Origin of the sequence: Pseudomonas sp. SLFW (assembly GCF_009905615.1) — a bacterium.
In the GTDB taxonomy this organism is placed as follows: Bacteria; Pseudomonadota; Gammaproteobacteria; order Pseudomonadales; family Pseudomonadaceae; genus Aquipseudomonas; species Aquipseudomonas bambusae.
Genome location: NZ_JAAAKW010000006.1, coordinates 181,777 through 201,115, shown reverse-complemented (window position 1 = coordinate 201,115; position 19,339 = coordinate 181,777). Strand labels below are relative to the sequence as shown.

Sequence of the window (19,339 nt, the reverse complement as noted above, 5' to 3'; positions counted from 1 at the left end):
GACGTTCACGACAAATGAAAACGCCCCGAACCAGTCGAGGCGTTTTCGTTACAGCCTGTGCTTAACCTTCGCGGTTGCGGGTCAGCAGGGCGGGTTTCTCACCCCGTGGGCGGCTCGGCAACTGGTCGAGCAGCTCGGCGGACGGGAAACGGTCGCTCTTGGACTCTTTGTGCATGATCTTCGGGCCGGGCTGGCCGTCACGAGGACCACGAACGGCCGGCTCCTGACGAGCAGGCTGTTGATCGTCGCGAGCCGGACGACGGTTGCGTGGTTGGTCTTCGCGACGGGCCTGGCCATCACGACCGGAACCGTTGCGCGGGCCACTGCGCTTGGCAGGCGCGCCTGCACCTGCGGCGGCACCTGTGCTGGCGCCGCCACCGGAACCACTGCGAGGGCCGCTACGGCTCGGTGCCTGACCACGCGCTGCCGGAGCTGCGCCAGTGGCCGGAGCACCAGGACGACGGTTACGGCCCTGCTGGTTCTTGCCTTGATAAGGGCTCACGTAGTCAGCGCGGTTGCCGAAGTTATCGACTTCGTCATCCAGAAACTCATCCGGCGCGCGGTCCGCACGAGGGGCTGGTGGCTGTTGTGCCGAACGCGCCTCGTTGGATGGCGTGCCCTGACGAGGCTTTTGCTGACGGGCTGGACGCGCCGGGCGTTCGCCCGAGGCTGCGGCGGCTGCCGGTTTTTCCTTGCCCTTGTCTTTGCCTTTGTCCTTGCGACCGCCGCCACCACCGCCGCCGTTCGGACCGTCGCCACGCGGGCCACGGGCGTTGCGCGGGTTGCGCACGTCCGGACGCTCGCGAACTTCCGGCTTCTCGGCCTCGACGGCGTTGATGTCGAAGCCCATCAGATCACCGTCGGCGATCTTCTGCTTGGTCATGCGCTCGATGCTTTTCAGCAGCTTCTCTTCGTCCGGCGCCACGAGAGAGATCGCCTCACCGGTACGGCCTGCACGACCGGTACGGCCAATGCGGTGCACGTAGTCTTCGTCGACGTTCGGCAGTTCGAAGTTGACCACGTGAGGCAGTTGGTCGATGTCCAGACCCCGTGCCGCGATGTCGGTAGCAACCATGATGCGCACGGTACCAGCCTTGAAGTCGGCCAGCGCTTTGGTGCGGGCGTTCTGGCTCTTGTTGCCGTGGATCGCCACAGCGCTCAGGCCGTGCTTGTCCAGGTACTCGGCCAGACGGTTGGCACCGTGCTTGGTGCGCGTGAAGACCAGCACCTGTTCCCACGCGCCCTGAGTGATCAGGTGCGCCAGCAGCGAACGCTTGTGGTTGGCCGGCAGGCGGAACACGCGTTGTTCGATACGCTCGACCGTGGTGTTCGGCGGCGTGACTTCGATGCGTTCCGGGTTATGCAGCAGCTTGCCAGCCAAGGCGGTGATGTCGGCCGAGAAGGTGGCCGAGAACAGCAGGTTCTGACGCTTGGAAGGCAGGCGGGCAAGGACTTTCTTCACGTCGTGAACGAAGCCCATGTCGAGCATGCGGTCGGCTTCGTCCAGCACGAGGATTTCGACGTGGGACAGATCGACGCTGCCTTGGCCAGCCAGGTCAAGCAGGCGACCCGGGCAGGCGACGAGGACGTCAACGCCACGGGCCATCGCCTGAACCTGTGGGTTCATGCCGACGCCGCCGAAGATGCAGGCGCTGACGAACTTGAGGTTCTTGGCGTAGATCTTGAAGCTGTCGTGAACCTGGGCCGCGAGTTCACGGGTTGGGGTCAGGACCAGTACGCGTGGTTGGCGCGGGCCGTGACGCTGGGATTTGTCCGGGTGGCCGGCGGGGAAGAGGCGCTCCAGAATCGGGAGGGCGAAACCGCCGGTTTTACCAGTACCTGTCTGAGCGGCGACCATCAGATCGCGGCCTTGCAACACGGCGGGAATGGCCCGCTGTTGCACCGGAGTAGGCTGGGTATAGCCAGCAGCCTCGATGGCGCTGACTAAAGCCTCGGAGAGACCGAGGGAAGCAAAGGACATGAGTAATCCTGTCTTAAGTTGGGGCACTGTGGCCCGAATAGGAATGAGCTGCGCGGCGCGAATTGGCATTCAAATGGCGCGATCCCGGGGTCTGTAAGTTCAACTCGTGGCATGAGCGCGAGAAAGAGAATGCGCTGCTGACGTGATCGAGAAGTCTTCTGTGAGACCGAGCATCCGGGCGATAAGCCTGGCGGGAAGGCCGGAGTATAACAGAGCAATCACAACGCGCTGCGTTCATGCTGCTCAACGGTTTTTTCCACGCTGATCGCTGACGAAACTGTCGGCGACTGCTGTGGCATCTGCAACGTTTCCCCGGTGTAGTGCGACACCAATTGCGCATACGCCGGTTCGCGCTTGAAGCGTTTCAACTCGGCACCGAAACGTTGTACCAGTAAATCCATGCCTGCGTTACGGCGCACTGCAAGAAATTGCTCTCGCGTGCTCAATACAGTCGGCAATTGGCTGACCTGATCCCGGAGCTTGAGTTGGTCGAGCATCTGCTGGCCCAGCCTGCGGTCGGTCACCAACAGGTCGATGCGTCCCCGAATCAGCTTGCCGAAGTTCGCTTCGTGACTGGGGGCGGGCTCGCGGATGAAGGTCGTCGAGCTGTCGAATTCGGGCGAATACAGGTAGCCCGGCGAAACGCCCACCGTCAGTCCCTTGAGATCGTCGAGGCTGTTAAAAGGGTGCGGGCGGGCGTTGGCTTGAAACAGCACCCAGTTGACGTCGGACATCGGCTCGCTGGGGTACAGCAGTAAATCGTCGCGCTCGCTGACCTTGAAGATATCCAGCGCACCATCGGCTTCGCCTTGCTGGAGCATCATCAGACAGCGCTTCCAGGGCAGGAACTGCCACTGCACGTCGATCCCCAGTCGTTGAAAGACGATGGCCGTAGTGTCGTAGTCCAGACCAGACGCCTTCCCGTTTTCCACCATCACATAGGGGGCCCACGGCTCGGTGACGATGCGAATCTTCTCACCCATTGCGCTGAAACTCAGGCAGGCGAGGAGGGCAGCGAACAATAGGCGGAAGGCTAGAGGCATGGCAGGAGATTACGACGCTCGACCCGCAAATAGAAGAGGTGGCACGTGCGAGGCGGCAAAACCCGAGCGCTCTACCTCAATACTCAGCGCGTCGATCGGGCTTGAACCAGGTGCCGATAAATCGCGACGCGCCGGCGTCCGAGTAACCGTTTCACCGCCCAGTGCTCCAGCCATTGATTCAGCTGTGATGGGGTAATCGAGCCTTTATGGCGTTTTTCAGCGTTGTGAAACGCCTTCTCCCACCAGACCGCCGAGCAGGCCCGGTCGAATTCGTTAGCGTGTTCGCAGCAGCCATAGAGCAGTTCTCGGATGAACTGGCGCTGGGTCTTGGGAACGGTCAGTGTCGCGCTTTTGTACAGCCACCGCTGCCATGTGCTGGGGCGAGGAAGACGGGCAGACACGTTGCGCGTATCGGCCAATGCTTCGTCACTCAGGAGGGCATCTTCGTGTTTGCGCAGCCAGGCGCGAACCTTGGCGCGGAACACTTGCTTGCGACTCCAGTAATGATGAATCACGTCGGTGCACTGATCGATTTTCAGCGTCCGGTACGCGGCCACTCCCAGGCAGAACTCCTCCAGCGTCACGGCGCCCGGCGTGATGGGGTAGAACTCGTCCATCAGCGCGATGGACCGGTCGAGTATCGCGACGTTGGCGTGGGTCAGTCCGATCACACCTGAATTCACCAGGCGCATATGATCGTCAGCCAGATCCCGCTGTGCCAGCGTTTCGGCCAGCGCGGTGTAGAGCACGGTTTCCTTGCAGTCGTCGTAGCGTAACTGGAAGGCATTGCAAAGGAGTGTGTCGGGCTGGACTCTTTCGAACAGCTTCATGGGGCTGTCCTGGAAGAACGTGTCAGTGTCGATCAGCACGACTTTTTCCGACTCCTGCAGCACCTTGCGGGCGACGACATGCTTGCAGCGGAAAGCGTATTGATGAGGACCGCTCCATTCGCGACGTTGATCGGCGTCGAGTGCCCGGACACGGACCGGCAATGGGCGATAGGGCGAAGGATTGTCGGTGAACACCTGGATGTCGAATGAACGCCCGTCGCCCGCCTGCGCCAAAGCGCTCGCGATGCTGAACACGGCTTCCTGATGGTAGGTGTCGGCGCCGAAAACCAGGTAGACAAGCTGGGGGCGCGCAAGGATGGGTCTGAATGCAGTCACTGGATGTCCGTCTTAATCAAGGCTACAGCAAGCCTCGTCGTGACGAAGCCTGCTGGAAAAACATTGCCTTAATGTGACCGGAGCATCCCGATGGGATTCCGACGATTTAGCGGGGCAGTTGCAGGTTGTTCCAGATGGCCAGGCTTGGTTCGGCCTGATTCAGCGTGTAGAAGTGCAAACCCGGGGCTCCGCCTTGCAACAAGCGGTCACACATCTCAGTGATGACCTGTTCGCCGAATGCCTGAATGCTCGCCGAATCGTCGCCGTAGGCTTCGAGTTGCTTGCGAATCCAACGTGGGATTTCAGCGCCGCATGCGTCGGAAAAACGCGCCAGTTTGCTGTAGTTGGTGATCGGCATGATCCCTGGCACCACCGGAATGCTCACGCCCATCTTCTGCACGCGCTCGACGAAGTAGAAATAGCTGTCGGCGTTGAAGAAGTACTGGGTGATGGCGCTGTCGGCACCGGCGTTGGCCTTGCGCACGAAGTTCTTCAAATCGTCTTCGAAGTTGCGCGCTTGCGGGTGCATTTCCGGGTAGGCGGCGACTTCGATGTGGAAGTGGCTGCCAGTTTCTTCGCGGATGAAACTCACCAGATCGTTGGCGTGACGCAGCTCACCGCTGGCCATGCCCATGCCGGACGGCAGGTCGCCGCGCAGGGCAACGATACGGCTGATGCCCGCATCCTTGTATTGAGTCAGCAGGCCACGCAGATCGGCCTTGCTGTCGCCGACGCACGACAAATGCGGGGCGGCGGGAATGTTCACTTCTTTTTCCAGCTGCAGCACGGTGTTGATCGTGCGGTCACGCGTGGACCCACCGGCACCGTAAGTGCAGGAGAAGAAGTCAGGGTTGTAGCCAGCCAGCGTACGAGCGGTGGCGAGCAGTTTTTCATGACCAGCGTCGGTCTTCGTGGGGAAGAACTCGAAGCTGTAGCGACGGTCTTGGGACATGGTCGTATCCTGGGAAAAGCCTACGCAAAACCCTGTAGGAGTGAGCTTGCTCGCGATAGCGTCGGGTCAGTCAATCATCCTTCTCAGATCTGACGCTATCGCGAGCAAGCTCACTCCTACAGGGGTAATGGTCGTTCTTGCAGGGGTGGCGTGCCCGAATCAACGGGCATGCCGTCCTGCAGGCGTATCAGTAACGATATGCGTGCGGCTTGAACGGGCCTTCGACAGTCACGCCGATGTAGTCGGCCTGAGTCTTGGTCAGTTTGGTCACGACGCCGCCGAAGCCACGTACCATTTCCAGGGCGACTTCTTCGTCCAGCTTCTTCGGCAGCACTTCAACGGTCAGGCGCTCGGCTTTCTGAGCAGGGCTCAGGTCAGCGTATTTCTGGCCGTACAGGAAGATCTGAGCCAGAACCTGGTTGGCGAACGAACCGTCCATGATGCGGCTTGGGTGACCGGTGGCGTTGCCCAGGTTCACCAGACGGCCTTCGGCCAGCAGGATCAGGTAGTCGTCGTTCTGCGCGTCGAATTCGCCAGCGCCGGTGCGGTGAATCTTGTGCACTTGCGGCTTCACTTCTTCCCATGCCCAGTTCTTGCGCATGAAGGCGGTGTCGATTTCGTTGTCGAAGTGACCGATGTTGCAGACCACGGCGCGTTTTTTCAGCGCTTTGAGCATGTTCGCGTCGCAGACGTTGACGTTGCCAGTGGTGGTCACGATCAGGTCGATCTTGCCCAGCAGCGCTTTGTCGATGCTGGCTTCGGTGCCTTCGTTTTCACCGTCGATGAACGGCGAAACCAGTTCGAAACCGTCCATGCAGGCTTGCATGGCGCAGATCGGGTCGACTTCGGTGACCTTGACGATCATGCCTTCCTGACGCAGCGACTGAGCCGAACCCTTGCCCACGTCACCGTAGCCGATGACCAGCGCTTGCTTGCCGGACAGCAGATGGTCGGTGCCGCGTTTGATGGCGTCGTTCAGGCTGTGACGGCAGCCGTATTTGTTGTCGTTCTTGCTCTTGGTGACCGAGTCGTTGACGTTGATCGCAGGGATCTTCAGTTCGCCCTTGGCCAGCATGTCCAGCAGGCGGTGAACGCCGGTGGTGGTTTCTTCGGTGACGCCGTGGATTTTTTCCAGCATCGCCGGGTATTTCTTGTGCAGCAGCTCGGTCAGGTCGCCGCCGTCGTCGAGGATCATGTTGGCGTCCCATGGCTGACCGTCCTTGAGGATGGTCTGCTCCAGGCACCACTCGTACTCGGCTTCGGTCTCGCCTTTCCAGGCGAAAACAGGGATGCCGGCAGCGGCGATGGCGGCAGCGGCCTGGTCCTGAGTCGAGAAAATGTTGCAGGACGACCAGCGCACTTCGGCACCCAGGGCAACCAGGGTTTCGATCAGCACGGCAGTCTGAATGGTCATGTGGATGCAGCCGAGGATTTTCGCGCCTTTCAGCGGTTGCTCACCGGCGTATTTGCGACGCAGGCCCATCAGGGCAGGCATTTCGGATTCAGCGATGATGGTTTCGCGACGACCCCAGGCTGCCAGGGAAATGTCGGCGACCTTGTAGTCGTTGAAATCGTTGGGCGTCAGTACAGCGCTCATAAGAGTCTCCATTCGTAGGGTGCGAATGGGCGCCGTTGTGCGTTTAAGGCTTGATCGGCGGAACGCCAGACCAAACAACGCCCTCTCCGAGCCTGACAGGTCTGACCTGCTGCAGCGCCCCTCGGACAGGTGGCGGGAAAACGGTATCAAGCGGTGATGACCGTTTTTTGAAGCGGTGCCGATTATAAGGGTTGAGCGGCAAGTGGCAAGCTGCAAGCGACAAGTGAAAGCGGATCTGCTTTTACTTGCAGCTTGTGGCTCGAAGCTCGAAGCTTGGGGGTACAAACGCCACGATTTCCCAAACGCCTTGGAGCCCCCCATGAACTTCCACACTCGCAAATGGGTAAAACCCGAAGACCTCAACCCGAACGGCACGCTGTTCGGTGGCAGTCTGCTGCGCTGGATCGACGAAGAAGCGGCGATTTACGCCATCGTTCAACTGGGCAACCAGCGTGTGGTGACCAAGTACATTTCCGAAATCAACTTCGTCAGCGCCTCGCGTCAGGGCGACATTATTGAACTGGGCATCACGGCCACCGAGTTTGGCCGGACGTCCATCACCCTGACCTGCCAAGTGCGCAATAAGATCACCCGCAAAAGCATCCTGACGGTCGAGAAGATGGTGTTCGTGAACCTGGGGGAAGACGGCCTGCCAGCGCCGCACGGCAAGACCGAGATCACGTACGTGAAAGACCAGTTCAAGGATGAAGTGATCAACGAGTGATCGCCGCTTTTGGCTGAAAGCCATGGGAGCCGGGGGTGACAGACACACCGCTCCCACAGGTAGATTTGCTGCAATCTGGCGTGGGGATCACTCCGGATTAGCCGCCTTCCAATCCCGCAACCACTGCAACCCTTCGCTGGTGTCACCACGCGGGCGGTATTCGCAGCCGACCCAGCCGGTGTAACCCAGGCGGTCGATCTCTTCGAACAGCCACGGGTAATTCACTTCGCCCATGTTCGGCTCGTGACGATCCGGCACGCCTGCAATCTGGATGTGGCCGACGCCTGCAAAGTCGCGGCGCAGTTTGCTGGTCACGTCACCTTCGACGATCTGGCAGTGGTAAAAATCGAACTGCACTTTCAGGTTGTCCGCGCCGACTTCCTTGCACACCGCCTGACCCTGATCCTGACGATTGAGGAAGAAACCCGGCATGTCACGGGTGTTGATCGGTTCGATCAGCACCGTAATGCCGACTTTGGCCGCTTCTTCTGCCGCGTGGGCCAGGTTCTCCAGGTACACGGCGTGGTGTTTCTGGCGCAGGTCTTCGCTCGGCAGCAAACCCGCCATCACGTGAATCCGGTCGTTGCCCAGTACCGCTGCGTATTCGAGCGCTTTCTGAAAGCCGCTGCGAAACTCGCTCTGCCGACCTGGCAGCGACGCAATGCCTCGTTCGCCCTTGGCCCAGTCGCCTGGCGGTGCGTTAAACAGCGCTTGGGTCAGGCCGAAGTCTTCCAGACGCAGCTTGATTTCGGCTGCACTGAAGTCGTACGGGAACAGATACTCCACGCCTTTGAAGCCGTCAGTCGCCGCAGCGCCAAAACGGGCCAGAAAGTCGTGTTGCGGATACAGCATGCTGAGGTTGGCAGCGAAGCGAGGCATAGCAATCTCCAAAAAATGCCAATCTGTCTGGAAGCGCCGCGAGCGCGGCAGCTTCCAGACAGGCCGGGTTATACGAAGGGCCAGAGCAGCAGTGTCATCAGGAAGCCGAGAGTCCCTAGAACGGTCACCAAAAAGGTCCAGGTGCGCAGGCCGTCACCGACGTTGAGACCAGCCAGTTTAGTGAACATCCAGTAACCGGCGTCGTTGATGTGCGACATGGCCAGACCGCCACCGCCCATGGCCAGACACAGCAGGGCCATGTGGTTGGCGCTCAGGTTCAGGGTCGCGATCAGCGGGCTGAGAATGCCAGCGGTGGTGACCAGTGCCACTGTGGTCGAGCCTTGAACGGCGCGCAACAGCAGGGTCAGGATGAAGCCCAGCGCCAGAACCGGCAGGCCGGTGCTGCGCAATGCTTCGGAAACGACCGCACCGATACCGGTGTCGACCAGTACCTTACCGAACACACCACCAGCACCGGCGATCAGGATCACCATCGCCACGCCCGGCAGCGCCGAACCAATCACGTCAGAGACCTGACTGCGGCTCCAGCCACGGCGCGAACCCAGCACCCAGGCGCACAGCAGGGTGTCGATCAGCAGCGCAACCAACGGTGCACCCAGCACGGTCAGGATGCTGCGCAGGCCGGAGTCGGCAGGCAGCATGGTGGTGGCCAGCGTGCCCAGCAGGATCAGGATGATGGGCAGCAGGATCAGAGCAACGATGAGGCCCGCACCCGGTGCTGGCGCCTTTGGCAAGCGAGCGGCCAGGCTGCTGGCGCTTTCTTCCAGCCCCAGTTCTTTGGTCTGAGTCGCTTCTTTGCTAGCAGAATAGTCGTTGTTCGCCCACGCCACCAAGTCTTCGTTGGTGATGTGCGGGCCGTAGACTTCACTGCGAATGTCGTCGGTCATCGGGTAGGTCTTGCGCGTCATGCGACCTGCAATCACATAGCCGATCAGGCACAGCACCGCGACGATCGGGATGCCGAACATCAGCACACGGCCCAAGTCCGCGCCCAATTGACCGGCAGCCGCGACGGCGCCCGGGTGCGGCGGCAGAAACGCGTGCACCGACAGCAGCGCAGCACACATCGGCAGGGCGAAAATCAGCAGGGGCTTGCGGGCCGCGCGAGCGACGCCATAGGCCAGCGGCATGAGGATAATCACGCCCACTTCGAAGAACACCGGAATGCCTACCATGAAGCCCGCGACCGTCAAGGCCAGCGGCGTGCGCTTGTTGCCGAAACGGTTGATCAGCGACTTGGCCAGTGCTTCCGCGCCGCCCGAGAGTTCGATGATCCGACCGATCATGGCACCCAACGCAATGATGATCGCGATGTGGCCGAGCGTCTTGCCCATGCCGCCTTCGATGGTCGCCACCAGATCAGCCGGTTTTACCCCGGCGACCAGCGCGACGATGATGCTGACCAGCATCAGGGCCACGAACGGCTGGAATTTGTATTTGAGTACCAGAAGCAGCAACAGCGCGATGCCGGCTCCGGCGATGATCATCAGTAATAGTGGGGTCATGTTATGTGTAGTGTCCTGTTCAGGCTGAGTGAAAACTACTGCGCTCGGCAATACGGCGTTAAAAACAGGCGGAAAATGCTCATTTAGAACACCTAGACTCCGCTTTTCCGCCTGTATTTGCCTTGTCTTGCCTTCGCTCGCTACGTTTTCACATCAGCCTTTGTTGTTATTGTTTCCGGCAAAACCGGGTCGCCGGAGACCGCCGCGACAGTCTCCGATCAAAACGCTGAGTGGATTACCAGGTCACGCCAAAGGTCTGGCGCAGTTCTTCCAGAGCCGTTGCGTCCAGCGGCTCGGGTTTGGGGTTGCTCATCAGCCACAGCCTTGCGGTCTCTTCCAGTTCTTCCAGGGCGTAGGCCGCCTTGGCAACGGAGCTTTCCCAGACCACCGGGCCCAGCCGTTCAAGCATGACGCCGCGCACGCTGTTCGCCAGTTTTGCCACCTGTTCGGCGACTTTTGGCGAGCCGGGGCGCTCGTAGGCAATCAAGGGAATGTGCCCGACCTTCATCACCTGATACGGCGTGATGGGCGGCAGGATGTCGTCCGGCTGCCAGACGCCCGCAAGGGTCAAGGCCACCAGATGCGTGGAGTGGGTGTGCACCACGCCGCCAACACCCGGATTGCGGTCGTAGACTTCGCGATGCAGCATCAGCGTCTTGGACGGTTTGTCGCCCGACACCCATTCACCGGCCAGGTTGACCTTGGCAATGGCCGTCGGATCGAGACGACCGAGGCACGCGTCGGTCGGGGTGATCAGCCAGCCATCTTCCAGACGCGCACTGATGTTGCCCGCGCTGCCCACGGTGTAACCGCGACCGTACAGCAGACGACCGATGTCGCAGATTTCGTCGCGCAGTTTGTTTTCTGCGCTCCCTTGGCTGTTCATTGGGCACCCCCTGCCAACTGCTTCAGGGCTTTGTCAAAGAAGTCACGGCCGCCGAAGTTGCCGGATTTCAATGCCAGTGCCAGCGGTTGATCGCCGCTGCTGATGGTCGCCGGAACGCCCGGATCGATCTGCGCGCCGATCTTCAGCAGGCTCACGCCCAAGGCCTGAACCACCGCGCCCGAAGTTTCGCCACCTGCAACGACGAAGCGCTTCACGCCCGCGTCCAGCAGGCCTTTGGCGATCTTGCCCAGTGCATCCTCAACCATCGCGCCTGCGCGCTCGACACCCAGTTTTTGCTGCACGGCTTTGACTTCTTCCGGGCTGCTGGTGGCGTAGATCAGAACGGTTTGACCGGCATCACGGGCGAAGGCCAAGGCGTCTTCAACCACCGGTTTGCCGTCGGCCAGCGCCAGTGGGTCGATACGCAGGGCAGGGCGTTTGGCGTCCAGCCACGCTGCCACCTGGCCATTGGTCGCGACCGAAGCGCTCCCGGCGAGGACCACTTCGCCACCTTCGACTTGCTCCAACTGGGCCGCGTCGATGTCGCGCAGTTTGCCCGCTTTACGGAAGTTGCCCGGCAAGCCCAGCGCCAGACCCGAGCCACCGGTCAGCAGCGGCAGGTCGGCACAGGCTTCGCCAAGGGTGTACAGGTCGGCATCAGACAGCGCGTCGGCAATCGCCATGGTCACGCCATCGGCACGCAGCTCGGCGATGCGCGCCCGCACGCCTTCCACGCCCTTGGCGATGCTGTCGTAGCGCAGCAGGCCGACTTTTTTCTCGGTCTGCGACTGCAGCACGCGCACCAGGTTGGCGTCCGTCATCGGTGTCAGCGGGTGGTTTTGCATGCCGCATTCGTTGAGCAGTTGATCCTGCACGAACAGGTGGCCACGGAAAATGGTCCGACCGTTTTCCGGGAAGGCCGGGCACGCCAGGGTGAAGTCACTGCCCAGCGCCTGCAGCAACGCTTCGCTGACCTGGCCGATGTTGCCTTTGGCGGTCGAATCGAAGGTCGAGCAGTACTTGAAGAAAATCTGCTCGCAGCCGCGATCACGCAGCCACTGCAACGCTTGCAGGGACTCTTCGATGGCTTCGGCAGCGGGGGTGGTGCGGGATTTCAACGCGATGACGATGGCGTCGGCGTCCAGTTCAGCCAGGCTGTCGGCGCTTGGAATGCCGATGCTCTGCACGGTGCGCATACCGCCGCGCACCAGCATGTTGGCCAGGTCAGTGGCGCCTGTGAAGTCATCGGCGATGCAGCCCAGCAGAGGGCGCGGAGTCGTGGTGCTCATATGCGAATCCTCAGTCGTTGGCTGCTTTGGCGCCTGGCAGGGTGATGCCCGGGAAGATCTTGATCACGGCCGAGTCGTCTTCACGACCGAAGCCTGCGGTCGAGGCCTGCATGAACATCTGGTGGGCAGTGGACGACAGCGGCAGCGGGAATTTGCTGGCGCGGGCGGTATCCAGTACCAGGCCCAGGTCCTTGACGAAGATGTCCACGGCCGACAGCGGCGTGTAGTCAGCCTTGAGGATGTGCGGTACGCGGTTTTCGAACATCCACGAGTTGCCGGCGCTGTTGGTGATCACTTCGTACAGGGCATCGGCGTCGACACCTTCACGCAGACCCAGGGCCATGGCTTCGGCGCTCGCAGCGATGTGCACGCCGGCCAGCAACTGGTTGATGATTTTGACTTTCGAACCCAGGCCGTGAACGTCGCCCAGGCGATAGACCTTGCCCGCCATGCCGTTGAGGATGGCGTCGGCTTTGGCGTAGGAGTCGGCAGGGCCGCTGGTCATCATGGTCATCTGACCGGCAGCGGCCTTGGCAGCGCCGCCCGAGATCGGCGCATCGAGGTACAGCAGACCTTTTTCGGTCAGGCGCTGGCCCAGCTCGATGGCGAAGGTCGGGGCGACAGTGGCGCAACCGATGACCAGGCTGCCGGGCTTCAGCGCAGCCACGGCGCCGTTCTCACCGAACAGCACGGTTTCAGTCTGCTCGGCGTTGACCACAACGGTCACGATCACATCGCAGAGCGCGGCCATGGCAGCAGGAGAATCACAGGCAACGCCGCCTTCGCTGGCGAATTGCTCCGTCACGGCAGCGCGGACGTCGCAGGCATGAACATTGAAACCGCTGCGCAGCAGGGAGCGGGCGATGCCCAGACCCATCGCACCCAGTCCAACGACGCCGACATTCTTGTTATTCATGAAGCTCTCCTCGGGTTGAGCGCCATCGTTGCGTCAGGCACTCGAACGGTGTTTGTTCTGATCTGTTAAAGATAGTGAACCTGTGAGCGGATAATGTGAAGTAGATTTTTTGGTTAACAAAAATTAACATTGGCTGTTTTTTGATCAGGTATTAAAGCCTCGGTTTATAGCCGGGGCCGGTCATCACTGTGGTGAATCCTTCACTGTGGCAGATGCCCTCGCACAGCTCCGGCGTCTCGCACAGACTTTTAGCGTGCCTAGATGCCGGGCTTATTTATTGACACCGTTATCGATCCATCCTCTAGGCTGAGTTGAAATGCTTTTCGCCATGGAGGGTGCCTGTCGCCATAGGACTATTTGGAGTGTTCAGATTAATGAGTGGCTTTTGAAGTGAGGAGAATTGATATTATTTCGAATGGTTCTATCAGGGCGGTTTGCGGCTAGTTAAATAGGCCGTCGGTCAGTCAACAGTGTTTTGTGGCAGCCGCGCCTTGATCTTTTCCAATGTCAGAACAATAGTCATCCATGGCTGATACGTTTTTAGTCAATCGGAAGTTAATTCAATAGGAGATTATCACTGTGGCTGCTATTAAGTTGGATCTCAATTTAAGTGTAAAGCCAGAGGCGCGGTTCGAGGGCGATGCTAGCGCAGCCGGACCGTCTGGATATAGATTTTCCGGCAAGCTTGTCGCTCGCGCCCCTCTGAGCAAACCAGGCTCGACATTCGTCGTACGGCTTGGACATGGCGGTAATACGGGTGCGTATTCATATTTGGAATACATCTTGAAAGGTGTAGGAGATAACACCTTTTCAGTAGAGGGGAAGGGTGAAAGAAAAACTGATGAAAAGGTGGATTTCAGATTGGGTTTCAAAGAGGGTTCAACGGGTCAGTTCATTGATGAAGATAAATCGACGTATACACTGGGTACCCTGACTGACGACTTCAAGCTCGATCCGGAAATGGGTGAGGACGACAATGTGAAAACAGTGCGGCAGGAGAACTACGTTACTTACGAATCCACCGAGAACCTAAAGCGTACGGAGTGACTACGTTGCTGTGATCCAAACGTCTAGCCGCAAACAACTTTCGGCGTACCGCTTTCCGTCTAGCCGCGCGGCTTGCCCGCGGTGGCGATTTCTTGAACGCCCCCGCCGGTAAGCCGTGCGGCTACAGATGAGACCGCGAAATCAACGCTTCTCCACCGACGCCAACATCAACTCCACCCCCTGCGCCCGAATGCTTTCCGCCGCAGCTTCTGCAAGCCCGTTATCACTGATGATCGTGTCGAACTGTTCGAGTCCCGCGACCTTGTACATGCCAAACGTGCCGTATTTCGAGCTGGTGGTGAGCAGCACACTGCGCGACGCCGCTTGCATCGCAGCCTGTTTGACTTCGACTTTCAGGGCCGACGGCGTGGTGGTGCCGCGTTGAAGATCCCAGGAGCTGGTGGACATGAAGGCGACGTCCGTCGCGAGTTGGCGCAACGTCGCCGCAGCCAGGCCGCCGACGCAGGAGCGGTTTGGGTGGTCGAGTTGGCCGCCGGTGTGAATCACTGCCACGTGGGTCGCGTCGGCCAATGCATTCACCACGCCGAAGTCGTTGGTGACGACGGTCATCCCCGACAGCGCGACGATGTACGGCACGATTTCCAGCGTGCTGGTGCCAGCGTCGAGGTATACCGTCATTTCCGGGTGCAGCAATCCGGACGCGAGTTTCGCCATCGCCTGTTTGTGCGGCAGCTCGACCACGGCTTTCGATTGGTGACTTGGCTCGCTGTGCACCTGGCTGGCGATGCGCACGCCGCCCGTTACGGAATAAGCTCGCCCGCTCTGTTCCAGCAGGGCGATGTCTCGGCGGATGGTCATGTGCGAGCAGTCGAACATCTCCATCAGTTGATGCACGCTCAGCACTTGGTGCTTGCGCAACTGACGCAGCATCAACTCCCTGCGCTGGTCGGGAATCATGGGCGCTGCACCACTGACGGTGGTGTCTTCTTCGCTGGACATTCAGGCTCCTGAGGATCGGCTTACCGCGACGGTGGCAGGCATCTTAGCCAATCGTTCAGGTTGTGGCAGCAGCGAGAAATACAGGCACCCCCAAATGAGGCGGATGTCTTCTGTCATGAGAAATCCCTTATCCTCAACCGCCACGGGGCTTTGGCGGCTATCGATGACTGCGTTGCCCGGAAGAAAAATCGCTCGGCGCTTTCGCCAGGGCGGATAAGGAGAACACGTGCTCGCGACAATGCTGGTCCTGCTCGCAGCGGTGCTGCATGCCACTTGGAACACCCTCATCAAATTCAGCGGCGAGCGCCTGCTGGTCATCGCCAGCATGGACGTGGTCGCGTTCGGTCTGTCCCTGATCGCATTGGGTTTCGTGTCGCCGCCTCCGCTGCACATCTGGCCGTGGCTGGTGGCGTCGGCGTTGTTCGAGCTGCTGTATCGCGCGCTGCTGATCAAAGCCTATCGGGTCGGCGACCTTGGACTGGTGTATCCCCTGATGCGCGGATTGTCGCCTTTGGTGGTACTGGCGCTGACCCTGATCTTCGCGGGAGAGCATCTGAGCACTCAGCAGATTCTCGGGATTCTGCTGATCCCGTGCGGCATGGCCTGCTTGTTGTGGCAGGGCGGAGGAGGCGACCGTTTGCCATGGTCGATGCTGCCGGTGGTAGGGCTGATCGGGCTGTGCATCGGTTTCTACACGTGGATCGACGGTCAGGCGCTTAAGCGGGGTGTCGCGCCGCTGGATTATCTGGTGTGGCTGACGTTTATCAGCGCGTGGCCCTTCCCGTTGCTGGCGGTGGTCAACAAGCGTCCGGCCTTCATGCTGTTCTGGCGCGAGCAATGGAAACTCGGCTTGAGCGTCGGTTTTTGCGTGTTGGCCAGCTATGCCCTGGTGTTGTGGGCGATGCAGTTGGGCTCGGTCGCTGAGGCCGCCGCGTTGCGCGAAGTCAGCGTGGTGTTGGTGGTGCTGTTCGGCATGCGCTATCTGAAAGAACCTTTTGGCCGGCCACGGCTCTTAGCCTGTGGGTTGGTGCTGCTTGGAATGCTTCTGATGAAGCTCAAATTTTAAAAGGAAGATGTTCATGACCGTTGCCTTCTGGTGCGTGTTGATCGTGATTTTGCTGCCGCTGGTGTGTACGTCCATTGCCAAGTTCAGTGGCGGAAAATTCGGCGCTCGGCAAAACCACAACCCACGGGACTTTCTCGACAATCTCGAAGGCCTGCCGCGCCGTGCCCACGCCGCACAGCAGAACAGCTTCGAAGCGATTCCAGGGTTCGCCGCAGGGGTCCTTATTGCCCACGTCGCGGGTGTCGCGCAGTTGGTGACCATTGATGTACTCGCGGTGCTCTTCGTTACCAGCCGTCTGCTGTACATCATTTTTTACCTCGCTGATCTCGCGGCCCTGCGTTCGCTCGCGTGGTTCATTGGCTTGGCTTTGGTGGTCGCGCTGTTCGGGGTTTCCGTTTGACGGACACCCATCTTGGATTTTTCATGGCGGACGCAGATACTGGCCGCCATTTTTCAGCCCAGAGCCGCCATGAAATCGAAGAGCGTTGCCGTGGAAAAACCGTGTGTACCCCCGACCCTGAAAGCCGTTGGCCTGATGCTGATGGTGGGCGTGATGCTCAGCGCGTGTAGCGGGGAAGATCCGAATTCGCCCCTGTCGCAACGCAAGGCGATTTTCAAGCAGATGCTCAAGACCAGCGAAGACACTGGCGGAATGTTACGTGGCCGCTTGCCGTTCGATGGACCTAAATTCGCCGAAGGCGCGCTGAAGCTCGATGCCCTGGCGCACGAGCCGTGGAAGCATTTTCCGGCAGTGAAAGAGTCCGAGCACACCAGTGCGAAAGATGCGGTCTGGGAACGCCAGGCGCGTTTTCAAGAGCTTGCCCGGGCGCTGGAGGCCCGGACCGGGGAGTTGGTGATGGCCACTCAAACCCTTCAACTGACCCCTGCAAACATGATCCCGCCGATGAACAACGTCGAGGACGCGTGCGACGCTTGTCATAAAGAGTTTCGCAATCACTGATGCTGAGCCTGCTTCTGGCCGCAGGCCGTAGGAGCCAGCTTGCTCGCGATCTGCCGGGAACCGGCAGTAAAACCTGCAAATGCGGTGTACCTGACCCAGCCGAGGTCGTTTGATCTTGCTGGCGCTGCGCACCAGATCGCGAGCAAGCTGGCTCCTACGGCCTACGGCCAGAATCAAATGCGGTTTTTAGTCGTCTTCATCCGGCTGCAATTGCTCCAGCTTCTGCTGCTCGTCCTGCAATTCCTTGCGCGACTCAGCCAGTTTGTCTTTGCGCTTGTTGATCTTGTCGGGGTCTCCTTTTTTCATGGCCTTATCGAGATCGGCCTGGCGGGTGCCGACTTCGCGCTTGGCGTCGAGCACTTTCTTTTCCTGTTCCTTGAGCAAGCCTGCGTCGGTGCAGTTGGCGGTCACCTCACTCAAGGCCTTTTCAAGTCCGGCCGTTTGATAACTGTTGCCAGCAGCCTTGGCGTGTTCAATCTGAGTGCTAATGTCTTGGCGTTTGGCCGCGCAGCCGGTCAGTGCGGGTGCCTGTTCTGCGGCGAACACAGGCGCGGCCAACAGACCGCATGCCGCGAACGCAATAAGAGATGACTGAAACTTCATGACGAATCCTCAAAATAAAGACCCGGCCAGTCGACACGGCTGACCGGGACACAATGCCTAAAATCCATTGATACCTTGCTCCCGCAATTGCGTGCTTAATGCTTGCACCTGCGGGTCTTGGAAAAATGCATACAACTGCTTCGCACGAGCTGGGCCAATGCCCGGCTCGGACTGCCACTGATCGACGCTGCGAATCGCTAGCGTGTCCCACGAATCACCCAAATCCGCCCCAGCGGCGGGTGGTAAACCGATCGCTTTGAGCCAAGTTTCGAAGGATTGTTCGCGCGCGGCGTCAAAACTCTTTAATAGTTTAGCGCTGCTCAGCTCACCAAGGCCGGGAATGTTCGACATTAGTGCACTGTCCAGGTGCATCCAGTCCAGCAAGCCTTTCACCAGGCCGGCTTCGATCAGCTTGTCCCATGTGCCAGGTCCTACGCCCTTGAGCGCCAAACCCTTCTTGCCGCCTAGCCATTTCAGACGTTCGCGGAACTGGCTTTCGCACCCCTCAGTGGGCTGCCAGCAACTCAGCGCGTGAAACGCTGTTGCGTCTGGAACCTCCATGGACGCCCGTTCCGCTCTGCGTGAAACCACCCCGTCCAATCGGGGAATGGTCAATCCGGCCAAGCTGATCGCCACTTGATCACCCGGACGAATGTCCAGAGTTTGCCAGCGTTTAAGGGAGCCAACATTGATCCGGGACACGGTTCGGTCATCCAGTCGCACTGGTTCGATGTCCAGCACCGGCGTGATTTTGCCACTGCGACCGATGTTGAAATGAACCTTGCGCACATCGCCCAGCACCTGCGCGAACGGGTATTTCCACGCCGCGAGCCAGTAGGGCGCCTTGGCTTGCCAGCGATCCGCCGAGGGACGCTCACCCTGGCGCAGCACCGCGCCGTCGGTCGCGAACGGCAGTGGGTGGGTGTACCAGTGCTCACGCCATTGCTTCGCCTGCGCGAAGGTTTCCAAGGGCTCGCTGAACCGGGCGCTGTCGTCGAATCCCAGCGTCTTTAGGCGTTCCAGCCGCTCCTTCATGTCGCGGGGCCCCCTCGGCCAGTCCCAGACGAACAGTCCGATCTGAGCACCCTCGACCTCATCAATGCTGTTTCTCGCCAGCAACCCTGCCACCTGGCTTCGCGCGTTCAGGCTTCCGGCTTCAGCCTGCACATGCTCTGAGAGGCGCCAATACAGCTCGCCTTGCAGCACCAGGCTTTCCTTTTCCGCAACGTGAGCGGGAATGCTTGAGATCTTCAAGGCGTGGGCCGTCCAGTCTTGCCCTTTGATTCCGTCGCCTCGGCTGATGGCTTGAACCAGCTTGCCATTCTCATAAACGAGGGTGACTGCCACCCCGTCCACTTTGGGCTGAATCCACAGATCGCTTTTTCCTTTGAGCCATTGCTCCACCGCTCGCTCATCTGCCAGTTTGGCGATGCCGGTGTGGGGCACGGGATGAAGGAGTTCACCTCTTGCTGTCTTGAGGGGATTTTGAGCAGGTCGGGACGAGGGCGCGAAGCAAGCCTTCAGCTGCCAAAGGCGTTGTACGGACTGGTCGTACAGCTCGTCGGCGACTAACGAGTTGCCTTGGCGATGATAGCTGTCGTCCCACTGTGTGATTTGATTTTGCAGCGTCGACAGCTCCCGCTCGGCCTGAGCAGGAGGCCAGTCGGGGCAGCTTTGCGCGTGGGCGACGTTCAAACAGAGGGCAGCCAATACACCTGCGACAACACGGGGGGAGAGCAGCAT

General features: G+C 60.0%; 18 protein-coding genes and 1 riboswitch. Of the genes, 5 read left to right on the top strand and 13 right to left on the bottom strand.

Annotated features, from left to right (window positions below):
* Positions 1 to 61: 61 nt before the first annotated feature.
* The 5 genes from GVN17_RS13265 to ahcY all read right to left on the bottom strand — a co-directional run bounded on the left by GVN17_RS13265 (position 62) and on the right by ahcY (position 6,739).
* Positions 62 to 1,981 carry a DEAD/DEAH box helicase gene (locus GVN17_RS13265; protein ID WP_166595723.1) on the bottom strand — a complete coding sequence of 640 codons (1,920 nt, stop codon included), beginning with the start codon at positions 1,979 to 1,981 and terminating at the stop codon, positions 62 to 64.
* Between the two features lie 218 nt (positions 1,982 to 2,199).
* Positions 2,200 to 3,024, bottom strand: a complete 825-nt coding sequence (locus GVN17_RS13260) for an ABC transporter substrate-binding protein (protein ID WP_166595722.1) — start codon at positions 3,022 to 3,024, stop codon at positions 2,200 to 2,202.
* Positions 3,025 to 3,107: 83 nt separating this feature from the next.
* The gene (locus tag GVN17_RS13255; protein ID WP_371928540.1) at positions 3,108 to 4,190 is read right to left on the bottom strand and encodes a hypothetical protein; all 1,083 of its coding nucleotides are present in this window, start codon (positions 4,188 to 4,190) and stop codon (positions 3,108 to 3,110) included.
* 106 nt (positions 4,191 to 4,296) lie between these two features.
* Complete coding sequence (metF, locus tag GVN17_RS13250; RefSeq protein WP_166595721.1) at positions 4,297 to 5,142, bottom strand: methylenetetrahydrofolate reductase [NAD(P)H]; 846 nt, start codon at positions 5,140 to 5,142, stop codon at positions 4,297 to 4,299.
* Between the two features lie 187 nt (positions 5,143 to 5,329).
* The gene (gene ahcY / locus GVN17_RS13245; protein ID WP_166595720.1) at positions 5,330 to 6,739 is read right to left on the bottom strand and encodes an adenosylhomocysteinase; all 1,410 of its coding nucleotides are present in this window, start codon (positions 6,737 to 6,739) and stop codon (positions 5,330 to 5,332) included.
* A 20-nt stretch (positions 6,740 to 6,759) separates the two neighbouring features.
* A riboswitch (S-adenosyl-L-homocysteine riboswitch) is annotated at positions 6,760 to 6,868 on the bottom strand.
* Positions 6,869 to 7,058: 190 nt separating this feature from the next.
* Here ahcY and GVN17_RS13240 point away from each other — a divergent pair.
* Positions 7,059 to 7,463, top strand: a complete 405-nt coding sequence (locus tag GVN17_RS13240; protein WP_074752526.1) for an acyl-CoA thioesterase — start codon at positions 7,059 to 7,061, stop codon at positions 7,461 to 7,463.
* 87 nt (positions 7,464 to 7,550) lie between these two features.
* On the opposite strand, the gene otnI is transcribed toward GVN17_RS13240, so the two are convergent.
* From otnI to ltnD, 5 genes are all read right to left on the bottom strand, one after another.
* Positions 7,551 to 8,342: a 2-oxo-tetronate isomerase gene (gene otnI / locus GVN17_RS13235; RefSeq protein ID WP_166595719.1), complete on the bottom strand. Its 792-nt coding sequence runs from the start codon at positions 8,340 to 8,342 to the stop codon at positions 7,551 to 7,553.
* 68 nt (positions 8,343 to 8,410) lie between these two features.
* Positions 8,411 to 9,868, bottom strand: a complete 1,458-nt coding sequence (locus GVN17_RS13230) for an SLC13 family permease (RefSeq protein WP_166595718.1) — start codon at positions 9,866 to 9,868, stop codon at positions 8,411 to 8,413.
* A 235-nt stretch (positions 9,869 to 10,103) separates the two neighbouring features.
* Positions 10,104 to 10,754 (bottom strand): aldolase, encoded by a 651-nt coding sequence (locus tag GVN17_RS13225; protein ID WP_166595717.1) that lies wholly within the window; start codon positions 10,752 to 10,754, stop codon positions 10,104 to 10,106.
* Positions 10,751 to 12,043: a 3-oxo-tetronate kinase gene (gene otnK / locus GVN17_RS13220; protein WP_166595716.1), complete on the bottom strand. Its 1,293-nt coding sequence runs from the start codon at positions 12,041 to 12,043 to the stop codon at positions 10,751 to 10,753. Before otnK ends, GVN17_RS13225 begins: the two co-directional genes overlap by 4 nt.
* 10 nt (positions 12,044 to 12,053) lie before the next feature.
* Complete coding sequence (gene ltnD, locus GVN17_RS13215; protein ID WP_166595715.1) at positions 12,054 to 12,959, bottom strand: L-threonate dehydrogenase; 906 nt, start codon at positions 12,957 to 12,959, stop codon at positions 12,054 to 12,056.
* 579 nt (positions 12,960 to 13,538) lie between these two features.
* Between ltnD and GVN17_RS13210 the strand changes: the two genes are divergently transcribed.
* A complete protein-coding gene (locus tag GVN17_RS13210) occupies positions 13,539 to 14,006 on the top strand; it encodes a hypothetical protein (RefSeq protein ID WP_166595714.1) in 468 nt (155 codons plus the stop codon).
* A 141-nt stretch (positions 14,007 to 14,147) separates the two neighbouring features.
* On the opposite strand, the gene GVN17_RS13205 is transcribed toward GVN17_RS13210, so the two are convergent.
* Entirely contained in the window at positions 14,148 to 14,966 is an 819-nt protein-coding gene (locus GVN17_RS13205) for a DeoR/GlpR family DNA-binding transcription regulator (RefSeq protein ID WP_166595713.1), read from the bottom strand.
* A 226-nt stretch (positions 14,967 to 15,192) separates the two neighbouring features.
* Here GVN17_RS13205 and GVN17_RS13200 point away from each other — a divergent pair, with 226 nt between their 5' ends.
* From GVN17_RS13200 to GVN17_RS13190, 3 genes are all read left to right on the top strand, one after another.
* Positions 15,193 to 16,032, top strand: a complete 840-nt coding sequence (locus tag GVN17_RS13200; protein ID WP_166595712.1) for a DMT family transporter — start codon at positions 15,193 to 15,195, stop codon at positions 16,030 to 16,032.
* A gap of 13 nt (positions 16,033 to 16,045) precedes the next feature.
* Positions 16,046 to 16,432 carry an MAPEG family protein gene (locus GVN17_RS13195; RefSeq protein ID WP_166595711.1) on the top strand — a complete coding sequence of 129 codons (387 nt, stop codon included), beginning with the start codon at positions 16,046 to 16,048 and terminating at the stop codon, positions 16,430 to 16,432.
* Between the two features lie 135 nt (positions 16,433 to 16,567).
* Positions 16,568 to 16,993: a cytochrome c gene (locus tag GVN17_RS13190; protein WP_371928546.1), complete on the top strand. Its 426-nt coding sequence runs from the start codon at positions 16,568 to 16,570 to the stop codon at positions 16,991 to 16,993.
* A gap of 186 nt (positions 16,994 to 17,179) precedes the next feature.
* Here GVN17_RS13190 and GVN17_RS13185 read toward each other — a convergent pair whose 3' ends face one another.
* Together GVN17_RS13185 and ligB are read right to left on the bottom strand one after the other, a co-directional pair.
* A complete protein-coding gene (locus tag GVN17_RS13185; protein ID WP_166595709.1) occupies positions 17,180 to 17,596 on the bottom strand; it encodes a DUF1090 domain-containing protein in 417 nt (138 codons plus the stop codon).
* 57 nt (positions 17,597 to 17,653) lie between these two features.
* Positions 17,654 to 19,339 (bottom strand): NAD-dependent DNA ligase LigB, encoded by a 1,686-nt coding sequence (ligB, locus tag GVN17_RS13180; protein WP_166595708.1) that lies wholly within the window; start codon positions 19,337 to 19,339, stop codon positions 17,654 to 17,656.

Coding starts and splice junctions, on each gene's coding strand:
- GVN17_RS13185 (WP_166595709.1), bottom strand. CDS start 17,596: ATGAAGTTTCAGTCATCTCTTATTGCGTTCGCGGCATGCGGTCTGTTG.
- GVN17_RS13195 (WP_166595711.1), top strand. CDS start 16,046: ATGACCGTTGCCTTCTGGTGCGTGTTGATCGTGATTTTGCTGCCGCTG.
- ligB (WP_166595708.1), bottom strand. CDS start 19,339: ATGCTGCTCTCCCCCCGTGTTGTCGCAGGTGTATTGGCTGCCCTCTGT.
- GVN17_RS13260 (WP_166595722.1), bottom strand. CDS start 3,024: ATGCCTCTAGCCTTCCGCCTATTGTTCGCTGCCCTCCTCGCCTGCCTG.
- otnI (WP_166595719.1), bottom strand. CDS start 8,342: ATGCCTCGCTTCGCTGCCAACCTCAGCATGCTGTATCCGCAACACGAC.
- GVN17_RS13265 (WP_166595723.1), bottom strand. CDS start 1,981: ATGTCCTTTGCTTCCCTCGGTCTCTCCGAGGCTTTAGTCAGCGCCATC.
- metF (WP_166595721.1), bottom strand. CDS start 5,142: ATGTCCCAAGACCGTCGCTACAGCTTCGAGTTCTTCCCCACGAAGACC.
- otnK (WP_166595716.1), bottom strand. CDS start 12,043: ATGAGCACCACGACTCCGCGCCCTCTGCTGGGCTGCATCGCCGATGAC.
- GVN17_RS13230 (WP_166595718.1), bottom strand. CDS start 9,868: ATGACCCCACTATTACTGATGATCATCGCCGGAGCCGGCATCGCGCTG.
- GVN17_RS13205 (WP_166595713.1), bottom strand. CDS start 14,966: ATGTCCAGCGAAGAAGACACCACCGTCAGTGGTGCAGCGCCCATGATT.
- GVN17_RS13225 (WP_166595717.1), bottom strand. CDS start 10,754: ATGAACAGCCAAGGGAGCGCAGAAAACAAACTGCGCGACGAAATCTGC.
- GVN17_RS13240 (WP_074752526.1), top strand. CDS start 7,059: ATGAACTTCCACACTCGCAAATGGGTAAAACCCGAAGACCTCAACCCG.
- ltnD (WP_166595715.1), bottom strand. CDS start 12,959: ATGAATAACAAGAATGTCGGCGTCGTTGGACTGGGTGCGATGGGTCTG.
- GVN17_RS13190 (WP_371928546.1), top strand. CDS start 16,568: ATGCTGATGGTGGGCGTGATGCTCAGCGCGTGTAGCGGGGAAGATCCG.
- ahcY (WP_166595720.1), bottom strand. CDS start 6,739: ATGAGCGCTGTACTGACGCCCAACGATTTCAACGACTACAAGGTCGCC.